This window comes from Streptomyces sp. B8-7 (assembly GCF_058833805.1).
The window spans coordinates 1,363,031-1,374,811 of record NZ_JBYRRL010000002.1 but is presented as its reverse complement, the minus strand read 5'-3'; the positions used below and the strand labels follow the sequence as shown (position 1 = coordinate 1,374,811).

The 11,781-nt window shown below is 74.8% G+C and carries 13 protein-coding genes; 8 read left to right on the top strand and 5 right to left on the bottom strand.

Annotated elements, in window-relative coordinates; all coding sequences use genetic code 11:
- The first annotated feature begins 89 nt into the window (after positions 1–89).
- Entirely contained in the window at positions 90–773 is a 684-nt protein-coding gene (locus tag AC5K6T_RS14615; protein ID WP_493209048.1) for a hypothetical protein, read from the top strand.
- Between the two features lie 212 nt (positions 774–985).
- On the opposite strand, the gene AC5K6T_RS14610 is transcribed toward AC5K6T_RS14615, so the two are convergent.
- The 3 genes from AC5K6T_RS14610 to AC5K6T_RS14600 form a co-directional block, all read right to left on the bottom strand.
- On the bottom strand, positions 986–1,531 hold the full coding sequence (locus tag AC5K6T_RS14610; RefSeq protein WP_493209047.1) for a hypothetical protein: 546 nt from the start codon (positions 1,529–1,531) through the stop codon (positions 986–988).
- Positions 1,522–2,124 carry a thioredoxin family protein gene (locus tag AC5K6T_RS14605; RefSeq protein WP_493209045.1) on the bottom strand — a complete coding sequence of 201 codons (603 nt, stop codon included), beginning with the start codon at positions 2,122–2,124 and terminating at the stop codon, positions 1,522–1,524. Before AC5K6T_RS14605 ends, AC5K6T_RS14610 begins: the two co-directional genes overlap by 10 nt.
- 292 nt (positions 2,125–2,416) lie before the next feature.
- Positions 2,417–3,115 (bottom strand): YbhB/YbcL family Raf kinase inhibitor-like protein, encoded by a 699-nt coding sequence (locus tag AC5K6T_RS14600; RefSeq protein WP_493209043.1) that lies wholly within the window; start codon positions 3,113–3,115, stop codon positions 2,417–2,419.
- Positions 3,116–3,259: 144 nt separating this feature from the next.
- Between AC5K6T_RS14600 and AC5K6T_RS14595 the strand changes: the two genes are divergently transcribed.
- From AC5K6T_RS14595 to AC5K6T_RS14570, 6 genes are all read left to right on the top strand, one after another.
- Positions 3,260–4,219 (top strand): helix-turn-helix transcriptional regulator, encoded by a 960-nt coding sequence (locus AC5K6T_RS14595; protein ID WP_493209042.1) that lies wholly within the window; start codon positions 3,260–3,262, stop codon positions 4,217–4,219.
- 148 nt (positions 4,220–4,367) lie between these two features.
- Positions 4,368–4,535 (top strand): CAP domain-containing protein, encoded by a 168-nt coding sequence (locus tag AC5K6T_RS14590; protein ID WP_493209363.1) that lies wholly within the window; start codon positions 4,368–4,370, stop codon positions 4,533–4,535.
- Between the two features lie 35 nt (positions 4,536–4,570).
- Entirely contained in the window at positions 4,571–4,732 is a 162-nt protein-coding gene (locus AC5K6T_RS14585; protein WP_493209040.1) for a hypothetical protein, read from the top strand.
- A gap of 271 nt (positions 4,733–5,003) precedes the next feature.
- Positions 5,004–5,552, top strand: a complete 549-nt coding sequence (locus AC5K6T_RS14580) for a hypothetical protein (protein WP_493209038.1) — start codon at positions 5,004–5,006, stop codon at positions 5,550–5,552.
- A gap of 239 nt (positions 5,553–5,791) precedes the next feature.
- Entirely contained in the window at positions 5,792–6,301 is a 510-nt protein-coding gene (locus AC5K6T_RS14575; protein ID WP_493209036.1) for a SigE family RNA polymerase sigma factor, read from the top strand.
- A 143-nt stretch (positions 6,302–6,444) separates the two neighbouring features.
- Entirely contained in the window at positions 6,445–7,773 is a 1,329-nt protein-coding gene (locus AC5K6T_RS14570; RefSeq protein ID WP_493209035.1) for a hypothetical protein, read from the top strand.
- 344 nt (positions 7,774–8,117) lie between these two features.
- Here AC5K6T_RS14570 and AC5K6T_RS14565 read toward each other — a convergent pair whose 3' ends face one another.
- Both AC5K6T_RS14565 and AC5K6T_RS14560 read right to left on the bottom strand, forming a co-directional pair.
- A complete protein-coding gene (locus tag AC5K6T_RS14565; RefSeq protein ID WP_493209033.1) occupies positions 8,118–9,689 on the bottom strand; it encodes an alkaline phosphatase D family protein in 1,572 nt (523 codons plus the stop codon).
- Positions 9,686–10,258, bottom strand: a complete 573-nt coding sequence (locus AC5K6T_RS14560) for a phosphoesterase (protein WP_493209031.1) — start codon at positions 10,256–10,258, stop codon at positions 9,686–9,688. The genes AC5K6T_RS14565 and AC5K6T_RS14560 overlap by 4 nt, the downstream gene beginning before the upstream one ends.
- 424 nt (positions 10,259–10,682) lie before the next feature.
- Here AC5K6T_RS14560 and tsaD point away from each other — a divergent pair, with 424 nt between their 5' ends.
- Positions 10,683–11,756, top strand: a complete 1,074-nt coding sequence (gene tsaD / locus AC5K6T_RS14555; RefSeq protein ID WP_493209029.1) for a tRNA (adenosine(37)-N6)-threonylcarbamoyltransferase complex transferase subunit TsaD — start codon at positions 10,683–10,685, stop codon at positions 11,754–11,756.
- Positions 11,757–11,781 lie beyond the last annotated feature (25 nt).

The window sequence follows — 11,781 nt, the reverse complement described above, 5'->3', positions numbered from 1 at the left end:
TGGGCGGTCCGCCGGGCGCTGCGGGAAGGGCTTGTGCGAGGGGCTTGTGGGAGGGGCTTGTGCAAGAGGCTTTTGTGAACGGGCGGGACATGAGGTACGACGCTGCCCGCATCGAGGTGCTGGAGGGGCTGGAGGCCGTTCGGACGCGGCCGGGGATGTGGGTCGGCTCGCTCGGCGAACGCGGGCTCCACGAACTGGTGTTCGCGGTCGCCGAGCGGGGGGTGAAGCAGGCCCTCCTCGGCAGCGGCGGCTCCGTGGAGGTCACCCTCACGCCGGACGGCGGCGTGCGCGTCGCCGACGACGGGCCGGGAGGTCCCTTCGAGGCCACGGGGGCTCTCGGCGCCCCGGGCCTCGAAGCGGAGCTGACCACCCTCTACGCCGGAGTCGAGCCCGACGGCCCGCTCAGAGCTGCCCTGAGCCGTTCCGGTGCGGGACTCGCCGTCGTCAACGCCCTGTCGAGCCGGCTGACGGCTCAGGTGCGGTACGGCGGAACCCGCCGGGTCCAGGAGTACGCGCGCGGTGTCGCGGTCGGCCCGCCCGCCACTGTGGGCCCAGCGACCGGAAGCGGGACGACCATCGCCTTCCGGCCCGACACCGGGATCTTCGAGACGACGCGGTACTCCTTCCCCGTGCTGGCCGAAGGCCTCCGGCAGGTGGCGTCCCTCGACCGGGACCTGCGGATCTCGCTCACCGACGAACGCCCCGGGCAGGGCAGCCGGGCGGTGCTGTTCCGGTTCCCGGACGGAGTGCGGGAGGTGAGTCGCCGCCCGTGAGGCGCAGACCGGTGCGGACCCCCACACCGACGTCACCGGCTTCGAGCGGGTGCACCCGCGGACGGAGGGCATGCCGGAGCGGGCCGCGGAGGTCGTCGACCGGAGCCTCCGCGGCACCCGCGCGGGCCGCGGTTCCACCCCGGCCGATCCGGGCACCGTACCGCCGCCTGCGACGCCTCACGGCCGGCGTTCCCGGCGGGGTCCACAAGGCCTCAGGTCTGCGTGCCCAGCGGCAGCGTCACCTCGCGGTCGCGCACGGGCGGCAGGCAGCCGGCGGTCTCGCTGCACGCCCCGTACGTGAGGAACACCTGTGCGCCGTCGACGCCCTCGACCCGGCCGGCGGGCAGTTCCAGAGTGACCGGCCCGTCCTCGTAGACCGGAACCCTGGCGTCGAGACCGGCCGGGCGCAGCACCCTCGGCTCCGCGTCGGCGGTGGCCGGTCCGGTGGCCCGCAGACCGCCCTCGACGCGGATGCGGGTCGGTATGCCGATCCCGTCGACGCCGCCGTCCGGGAGGCCGAGGCTGTAGAGGTGAAACCCCTTCTCCTCCGGCCGCAGTTCCGCCAGGACCCGCAGACCGCCGTCGCGGGGCTCCGCCCACACCCTCACCGCCACCCCGCCGGCCGAGAACGGGTCGGCGGCCGCCGTGGCCCCGCTCTCCGCCGGGCCCGCGCATCCGGCGAGTGCGGCAGCGGCGGCCGCCACGAGTGCGCGACCGGTCCCTGCGCGGCGGGACCGGAACCGGACGGCTACTGCCATCGCTTCAGGAACTCCTCGACGTCAGCGGCCGACATCGTCCGGGCCCCGGCGAACTCGCCCCCGTTGGTGGCCACCTCGACCCGCCCGGACGCGGGGTCCAGGACGGCCAGGGCGGGTATGCCGCTGGTGCGCAGGTCGACGTAGCGCTCGGCCACGTCGAGGTTGCGGTCGAACTCGCCCACGTCCACCTTCACCAGGTGGTACCCGGCCAGCAGTGCGGACGGTCCGGGCTCTTCGAACAGGGTGCTCAGGACACGGCAGTCCAGGCACCAGTCGGCGCCGAAGTCGACGAGCACCGGACGGCCGTCCTGCTTCGCCGCCTTCAGGGCGGCCGCGATGTCCGCCGCGGCGTCCGCGTCCGGGTCGTACTCGGGGGTGTCCTCCGCCTCGGGGGTGTCCTCCGCCTCGGCGGATGCCTTCCCGTTGTCCGGTGACGCCGAGGGCACCGCGGTCGCGGCCGGCTCCTCGGCGGGGACGGCCGGGCCGCCGTCGGCGCTCCGGGGGGTGGCGCCGGCCTCGCCGTCACAGCCGCTGACGGCCGGCAGGACGAGTACGGCCAGTGCCAGTGCCGCGGGAAGCAGGGGACGTCTCACGTGACTCCTCGTCGGTTTCTTCTCGGTGTCCCGGGGCACTGGTGGGCGCCGCCGGTGTCCTGGGGGTTCTGCCGGAAGGCGGCAGCTGCGCCCGCAGTTTCGCACACGGGCCGGCCCGGCCTGCCGCCGGCCGCCGCGGCCTCGCCCCGTGACAGCCAGCTCTCCCCGACGGAGCGGACCGCCACGGCGGGGTCGGGGCGGGGCGGGCCGCTGTCCGGCGGTGACGGCGCCGCGCCCCTTTGGGTGCGGGCCCCGGCGGCGTCGCCGACGACCACCCGGCCGGTGACCGGGGTCAGCGGCGGGCTGTGCCCGTGATCCGGGCGTACCCGATGATGTGGCCGGACATCGTGAAGGCCGCGACGGCCGGCGGCGTGGAGGCCGGCAGACCGAGTTCGGGCACGTCGAGCGCGTACACGGCGATCTCGTAGTGATGGGTGAGGTCACCGCTCGGCGGGCAGGGCCCGAGGTAGCCGGCGTCGCCGGAGTCCCCGGTGCCCGCGACGGCGCCGTCCGGCAGGCGGGAGTCCACGCCGGACTCGCCGGCGGGGATGTCCCAGACGAGCCAGTGCCGGAAGCCGGCCCCCGTGGGCGCGTCCGGGTCGAACATCGTGATCGCGTAGCTGCGGGTGGTCTCCGGAGCGCCGCTCCACGACAGCCGGATCCGCCGGTTGTCGCCGGTGCAGCCGAACGTGTCGGCCCAGGTGTCGGCGGGGAGGGCCTCGCCGTCGCGCACGTCCGGGCTGGTCACGGTGAAGCGCCGGGCGGAGTCGGGCACGCCTCTGCGGACCCGTGAGTATCCGTAGCCCGGCGAGGCGGTCGGGGACCCGGTGGCCGGGGCGGAAGCGGCGGACGACGCGGCCTCGGTGGACGACGCGGCCTCGGTGGACGACGCGGCCTCGGTGGACGCGGTGTCCTCGCATCCGGTCACGGTCGTGAGCACGGTGCCGACGGCGACGGCCGCCGCCACGCCGGTGCGCAGGGACTTCTTCATCGGATCCTCCTGGACCTCGGGGGCTGGCGGACCCATGGTCGGAGAACGGGCGGGCAGGCCGGGACGCCCTGCCGATGCTGGTACGCGCGGTACCACCCCCCGCGGTGGACAAGCGGGCCCGCCGCGCGGCGATGATGTGGCGTGGTGCATCGTCGAAGAGAGCGCAACGAGGAACTGGCGCAGTTCCTGCGGGCCATGCGGGCACGTCTGCGGCCGGGCGACGTGGGGCTGCCGGACCTCGGCCGCCGCCGCACACCGGGGCTGCGGCGCCAGGAGGTCGCCCAGCTGGCGGCCGTGAGCGTCGAGTGGTACGTGCGGCTGGAGCAGGGACGGGCCGGTGAACCCGGCACGGCGGTACTGGACTCCCTCGCCGGGGCGCTGCGGCTCTCCCCCGTCGAACGCCGGCACCTGCACATGATCGCCCGCGGCGAGGCGCCCGCGACCCGCCCCGTGCAGCTGCCGGTGAGCGGTTCCCTGCGCGTCCTGATGGACGGAATGCCTCTCCTGCCCGCCTACGTCGTCGACTTCAGGCTCGACGTCCTGGCCCGCAACAGCGCCGCGGAGGCACTGTTCGGCGAGGACTTCGGCACCGGCGACGCGGACAACCTGGCGCGGATGCTGTTCCTGTCGCCCCGCCTGCGCGCGATGCAGCTCGACTGGACGCGGGTGGCCCGCGAGACCGTGGGCCAGCTGCGGACCACGCTCGCCCATCACCCCGACGATCCGCGACTGCTGGGGGTCATCGACGAACTCCGGTCCTCCGGAACGGAGTTCGCCCTCTGGTGGGACGACCACACGGTGCGCCAGCGCGCCCACGGCACCAAGCGGATCACTCACCCTTGCGCGGGCGAGATGACCGTCCACTACGACACGCTGGCCACGCTCGACGGGACCGGGCAGTGCCTGATCGTCCTCACCCCGGCCGACCTGTCCGCCGAGCGGTGTCTGCGCACGCTGCTGGTCGACCGCGCCGGCTCCTTCGGCGGACCGGTGCTGCACGCCCTGCCCGCGCAGGACCGGCAGCCCGAGGCACTCGGTGCGGTCACCCGGTCCGGCCCGGCCGCCCACCACGGGCCCGGCCACCACGAGCCCGGCCACCGCTGACCCCCGCCCCGCCCCGCCGCACCCGGGCCGCACCGTGGAGGCGCCCGCCGCGCCGGGGCGACCGAGCGCAGGGCGTCGCCCCAGCGCCGTCCTCCCGGGTCCGGGCACGTGACCTGCGCCGCGGGACGGCTCGGCATCGCCCGGCCCACTGCAGCCGCTCAACGCCGAACGGGCGACCGTCCGGCTGCCTCCACTCACGCTGCGCACGGATCTCGGCGGCTTCGCCCGCATGTGGGCGCGGCACCTGCGCACCTCCGGCTTCGGCCACTCCGGCAGCTCGGACACGGAACACCTGGTGACGGGCGGCCGTACCTGACCGGCGAGAACATCGTCCGGTGGAGCGACGAGACGATGACCGCCCAGGAGGCCGCCGAGAGGTTCCAGGCCATGTGGCGTCACAGTCCGGGCCACTACAAGTCCCAGACCAGCAGTTCGTTCACCGAGGTCGGTGTGGGGATGTACCACGACGACTCCGGCTGGTGGGGCGTGCACAACTTCCCCGACGCCCGCTGACCGGGCCGGCGGGGCACTCCCGCATGCCGGCCGCGGGAGCACTCCTGCGGCCGGCACCGCGGCCGACCCGGACGGGGCCGGGCCGGCCGCGCGGGGCCAACACCCTCGGCAGGGGGGCCGGATGGTACCGGTGAAGTGACGGCCGTCGCCACCCGTCCGGCCGGCCGGGTCGGCCCAGGACCCTCCCGCGGGAATCGCCCGACTGCGGCCTCCGCGCCGGGCTACCGTCACAGACGCCGCGTCGTCCACGATCACCCTGCGGAGGAATCCTGTGCCCTCGCCCTGCGACCCCCGGTACGCTCCCGTCGGCGATGTGGGTGCCGCGCTGATGATGATCGACTCTCAGCTCAAGGCCGTCTACGACGGCAGGTCCGAGACCGATCCCGAACAGGCCCAACTCAACGACCAGTTCACCGCGTCGATCGGCCCCGACGGAGCCGACGACCTGCTGGACGGTGCGTGCACGCTCATCTACATGTTCATGCAGTGGCTGCGCATGGCCTACGAGGACCACGACAGGGACGTCATCGAGTACGTCGTGCCCAGCTTCGTGGCGTCGATGCGCCTGATGCCCAGGAGCGTCCGCCCGGAGGTCATCCCCACCATGACCGGTCTGGTCGTCGCGGCCGGCACCGGTCTGAGCCCCAGCCTGTGGCGGCAGCAGTACGGCGACTGGACCAGGGACGAGATGAACCCCCTGGAGGCCACCGCCCTGCTGCTCGCCGAGCACATCAACCGGATCACCGACGACCGCGACTTCGCCACGCGCATGATCTCCAAGGCGCTGTCCGCCGCGACGGAGGACCTCGGCCCGGCCTGAGCGGGCGGTCGCCCCGGCCTGCCCCGGACCCCTTGACCCGGCCGGCCCCTCGGCGGTGCCGGAGCGACTCCCGTGCGGTACGGCCACGGTCGCCCGGCCGCCGCCGCTGCGCGGGGGCGCCCCGGAACGGGGGCGGCAGGGAGCCGGGGAACTCGTGTGAAACATTTCTGCGGGCCCACCGCATCAGAGAGGTGTAGGCATCGCAGCGCACGAACAGAGTTGAGCAGGGGGACCGACGTATGAGACAGGGCCGGGCCGAGGAGTACGCGGAGTTCGCGGCGGCGCGGACGGGGCATCTCTACCGGTCCGCCTGTCTGCTCACGGCCGGCGACACACACCTGGCGGAGGATCTCGTACAGGAGACACTGGGCCGGATCTACGTCCGCTGGGGACGGATGTCCCGGATCGGCAACCCGGCCGGGTACGCGCAGACCGTGCTCACCCGGGCCTTCCTCGCCCATCAGCGGCGGCGCAGCAGCGGGGAGCGGGCCACGGACGTCCTTCCCGACCTGCCCGCGGCCGGCCACGGCGACGCCTCGCTGCGGCTGACCCTGCTGGCCGCGCTGGCGCGGCTGCCCGCCAGGGACCGGGCCGTCGTCGTCCTTCGGTACTGGGAGGACCGGTCGGTCGAGCAGACCGCCGATGTGCTCAACGTCAGTTCGGCGGCCGTGCGCACCCGGTGTGTACGGGCCCTCGGGCGGCTGCGCGAGCTGCTCGGCGAGGACCTCACGGAGTACGTCAGCTCCTGAGCCCCTCCCCCGCTGCGACGCCGCCGCAGCCGGTCCGCCCTGTCTCCTCTCCTCCCCTCCGCGTCACACCCCCGGCCACTCCCCCTCGCCCCGCCCCCTCCCTCGACCCTCACAGTCACACCTAGCGGAAACGGTGGTTCGCCATGCCCGAACACCAGCACCAGGACGCCTTCGAAGACCGGTTCGCCGCCGCCCTGCGGGAGGCCGGCGGAGGCTTCGACGCCGACCGGACCGCCCTCGCCGCCGCCGGGCAGCGGCGCGGCCGGCAGCTGAGAGCCCGGCGGCGCGTCGCCGTGCTCGGCGGCGCGGCCGGGATCGCCGCCATCGGCGTGGGCGGGGCTCTCCTGCTCGCCCCGGGAGACGCCGCGGACCCCCGGTTCTCGTCCACGGCGGCCGGCCCGGCCTCCCCCGCCTCCGCCTCCGTCTCCGCCCCCGGATCCGCCTCTCCCTCGGGCTCCCCGTCCGCCTCCCACACCGCCTCCGGCTCGCCGGGCGCCCCCGCCGGGGAGTACTCGGGGAACGACATCCTCAGGATGCTCAAGGACCTGTTGCCAAAGGGCGAGTTCAGCCAGGAGCAGGCGCGGGGGACCGCGGAGGAGCTCGGCGCGAGCGCGGGGCTCGTGTACGACGACGGCAGGGGCGGCGCCGCGATCGCGCTGGGCCTGAGCCGGGTCGAGCCCGGCGGCGAGCAGGCGCGGGAGGCCACCCGGTGCCCCGACAAGGTGCTCGTCCCGCACGACAGCTGCACCAGCAGCCGGCTGCCGGACGGCTCGGTGCTGATGCTCTTCCAGGGCTACGAGTACCCGGACCGCCGGGTCGACACCAAGTGGTGGTCGGCGGACCTGGTCACGGCGGCGGGACAGCACGTCTCGGTGAGCGAGTGGAACTCCCCCGCGCAGAAGGGCGAGCCGGTCAGCCGTGCCGAACCGCCGCTGTCCCTGGACCGGTTGAAGGAGGTGGTCACCGCCGAGGGGTGGCGCGCGGTCGTCGACGCGCTGCCCGGGCCGCCGGAGACCACGACGACCCCGACCGCCTCCTCGCCGGCACCGGACGGCTCCGTCGGTGAGACGCTGGCCTCGCTGCTGCCCGGGGACGTGGAGGTCGTGGGCCGGGGCGGGCAGGAGGACGAGTACGCCTACGTCGTCGTCGACGACGGCAAGGGCAGGAGCCTGGTCCAGATCAACGTCCAGCACGGCATGGCCGATGTCGCGGACGAGTTGTTCGGCTCCGGCGAGACCCTCCCCGACGGTACCCGGGTCGCCACGCGTCGGGGCGCCGGCGACGACCGTGTGCCCGGAGTCGTGATGTGGACCGTCGACACCCTGCGGCCCGGCGCCGACGGCTTCCGTGTCGTGATCAGCGCCTTCAACAACGGTGCCGCGCACGCCGAACCGAGCCGCGACACTCCCGCGCTGACCCTGCAGGAGCTGCGGCGGATCGCGCTCAGCCCGGAGTGGGACGCGATGCGCTGAGGCGGGCCGGCCGGCGCGTGCGCCGCACGGGTGACGGCGGGTCGGCCCCGCCCTCGCGGGCCCGGGCGAACTCGGCTGTGGCCGCTGCCGGCGCTCGGGGTGCACTCGCCCCTCAGCGGGCGTACTCACCGTCGTCGTAGGCAGGGGACTGCCGCGCCTCGACGAGCGGATCAGGCACGGCGGTCCCCGTGGAACGGAGCCGGTGCGCCGGGCGCCACGCGACGCCCGGCGGCACCCTGTGACGCCCGGCGGGCCCGGCGGCCCCGGTCCGGGCTGCCGCGGCCGGCCCCCAAGGAGCGACCGGCCCGGCCGGGCCGGTCCTCTGGGCGCGACCGGCGCAGGGGTCAGTCGCGGCGGTACTGCGCCGGGGAGTCCCTCGTCGCGGGGTCCTCGTAGGAACCGGCCCGGCCCCGGTCCACGTGGAACGTGGTCAGCGTCGTGACCGGGGAGTCAGGGTCGCGCCGGTCACCGATGACCCGCAGGTGGGCGCTGAAGCGCTCCGGGGTGACGTGGTGGACGTCGTAGCCGTAGCGGTTGCCCTCGAAGTACTTCAGGTGCGGGTTGGCCGCGCCCATCACGGGTCCGTTCCGCTCGTTCCAGTCGGGCGAGTAGGCGCCCGACGTCACCGAGTGTGCGGTGAACTCCGTACCGACGACCGGCGACGAGACGTCGTCGAAGTCGGTCCGGACGTCATCGACGAAGGCCGAGTGCCAGTCGCCGGTGATGACGACCAGGTCCTCCATGCCGGAGCGGTGCACATGTCCGAGGACCTCCTTGCGTTCGGCGAGGAAGCCGTCCCACTGGTCGGTGAACATGTACGGGCCCCCCGGGCTGCGGCGCAGCTGGCTGAGCATGATCGAGTTGGCCCAGACGTGCCAGGCGTCCGGAGCCCGGTCGATGTTCTGCTTCAGCCACTCCTTCTGGGGGGCGCCGAGGATGGTGCCGTCGGACAGGTTCTGCGCCGAGCGGTACGAGCGCAGGTCGAGCACCGTCAGCTCCAGCAGGTCGCCCCAGCGGCGCACCCGGTGGATCTCGGGGTCGGGGAGGGCGAAGGCGGCTCCGGCGGTGTCGCGGTGCGGCATGTTCTCGTACCACGCCTGGTACGCGGCGGCCCGCCGCTGCATGAAGGGGGCCCCGCCGCCCGTACCGGAGTAGTCGTTGGCGACCTCGTGGTCGTCCCACGTCAGGAACCAGGGGTGCGCGGCATGCGCCTCCCGCAGGGAGCGGTCGCCCTTGTAGAGCGCGTGGCGGCGCCGGTAGTCGGCGACCGTGAACACCGCGGCGCCCTCGTGGTCGCGGACGTGGTCGGCGGGGACGCCGCCGACCTGGCCGTGTTCGTAGATGTAGTCGCCGAGGTGGACGACGAAGTCGACGTCCTCGCGTGCGATGCCGCGGTGGGCGGCGAAGAAGCCGTCGTGGAAGGCCTGGCAGTTGGCGGCGGCGAAGCGCACGGCGGTCACCGGGCCGGCCGGTGCGGTCCTGGTACGGCCGGTCCGGCTCTGCCCGCCCAGCGCCCTGAAGGCGTACCAGTAGCGGGTTCCCGGGCGCAGCCCGCCCACGGGGACGTGGACGCTGTGACCGAGGGTCGCGGAGGCGGGGGCGGTTCCTCGCGCGACGACGTGCCGCAGCCGTCGGTCGGTGGCCACGACCCAGTCGACCTCGACGATCTCGGGCAGGTTCTGCTCGGCGGCCAGCGGCTCGGGCGCGAGCCGGGTCCACAGCAGAACGCTGTGGGGCTGCGGGTCGCCGGAGGCCACCCCCAGCGTGAAGGGCGCCGGGTCGTAGTCGGCGCCGAGGGCCTCGGCGGCCTCCAGGGCCTGGGCGGGCGTCAGACCCGCGGCCAGCGGCCAGACGGCGCCCAGGGCTCCGGCGGCACCGGCCGCCTTCAGCAGTCCGCGTCGGTCGAGCCGGGTCATGCGCGTCCTCCCGCGGACAGGGTGAGCGATACGGCGTCGGCGTAGCCGTCGTTGGAGGTGCCGCCGGTACGGGTGAAGACCAGCAGCACGCGCGCGGTGCGCGCACCGGGCGGCACGGTGGCGGTCGCGGTGCGCTCCACCAGCGCGGTACGGGACAGGCGTTCGGCCGCCGTCACCGGGCCCAGCACGGAGAGGGCGACCGGCGTCCCCCGGACGTCCCGGAACTCCACGGACAGCCGGACGCCGTCCTCCTGTCCGGCGTACCCGCCCAGCCATCCGGCCAGCGTGTACCGGACCTGCCCGGCGTCGACGGCCCGCCGGCCCGTGCTTCCGTGTGCGGGCAGGGCGACGTCCTGGACGAGCGCGGTACGAGGGCTGTTGCCGCCGGAGAAGAAGCGGCTGCCCCGCGCCGGCGGTCCGGCGTCGTCGGGCCCGGGGTATCCGCCCCCGAGCGTGTACGCGATGAGCGCCGGCGCGCCCTCCCGCACATCCCAGCCGGCGACGTCCGCGACGGGTTCGGCGGACCCTCCGGGCCCGCTCTCGGCGTCGCCGTTGACTACGAGATTCACGCAGGTCTCCTCGATCGAAGGTGATGGGGAACCATGCGCACATCGCAGCAGCCGGGGGTGAACCGGGGGCGACGGTGCGGGTAACGAAGACGGCAAGTTGTCCAGACAAGTTCGGGGCGGTGAACCTCCGGACCGGTCTCGGCCGGCCCGCTGGCGTCATCACCCCCTCCGCACACGGCCTCCCGGACGACCCCACCCGAGCGCCGGTCACCCGGCACCCGCACCGGAGCGCCACCCGGGCCGTCCCGACGGTGCCCTGCTCACTCCGACAGACCGTCACCTCGCCGGGCCCTGAAGCCGGTCGGCAGTCCGGGGCGCGGGCGGCCCGGCCGCGGGCCCGGCGCCGGACCCCTGGTCCCGGGCAGCCAGGAGAACTTACTGCACCTATATTGCAGTTGCTTGAACAGTGCAGAAGGAGTGAGTGATGGGCGGACCGGTGGTCCTGGGAATCGAGTCGTCGTGCGACGAGACCGGCGCGGGGATCGTGCGGGAGGGCAGACTCCTCGCACACGTGGTCGCGTCGAGCATGGACGAGCACGCCCGCTTCGGCGGCGTCGTGCCCGAGATCGCGGCCCGCGCGCACCTGCACGCCTTCACCCCGGTCGTCCGCGAGGCGCTCGACCGGGCCGGTCTGCGGCTGGGCCAGATCGACGCCGTGGCGGTCACCACCGGGCCCGGCCTCGCGGGGGCGCTCCAGGTCGGCCTCGCGGGCGCCAAGTCCCTCGCCTACGCGGCGGGAGTCCCGCTGTACGGAGTACACCACCTCGCCGGGCATGTCGCCGCCGACACCCTGGAGCACGGTCCGCTGCCCGAGCCCTGCGTGGTGCTGATCGTCTCCGGCGGGCACACCTCCCTGCTCCTGGTACGCGATCTGGTGCGCGAGCCGATCCTGCATCTCGGGGACACCCTGGACGACGCGGCCGGCGAGTGCTTCGACAAGGCGGCCCGCATCCTGGGCCTGCCGTACCCGGGCGGACCCGCCGTCGACCGGGCGGCCCGGACCGGCGACCCCCGCGCGGTCGCCTTCCCGCGCCCGCTCACCCGGCCCGGCGACGACCCGTACGCCTTCTCCTTCTCCGGCCTGAAGACGGCCGCCGCCCGCTGGGTCGAGCGGTACCGGCTGCGCGGCGAGGAACCCCCCGTGGCCGACGGGGCCGCCGCCCTCCAGGAGGCCGTGGCCGACGTGCTGACCCGCAAGGCGCTCGCCGCCTGCCGCGCGTACGGCGTCGGGACGCTGGTCGTGGTCGGCGGCGTGGCCGCCAACTCCCGTGTACGGGCCCTCGCCGAACAGCGCTGCGCCGCCGCCGGGGTCGAACTGCGCGTACCGCCGATGACGTTGTGCACGGACAACGGCGCCATGATCGCGGCCGTCGGCGACCTCCTGGTGCGTTCCGGGGCCGAGCCCGCCCCGCTGGAGCTCTCGGTCGACCCGTCCGCGCCGCTGGAGTACGCCTCCCTCACCCCGCTGCCGGCCGCCGCACTCCGGGCGGCCGGCTGACCCGGGCGACGGCGGGCGCCGGTCC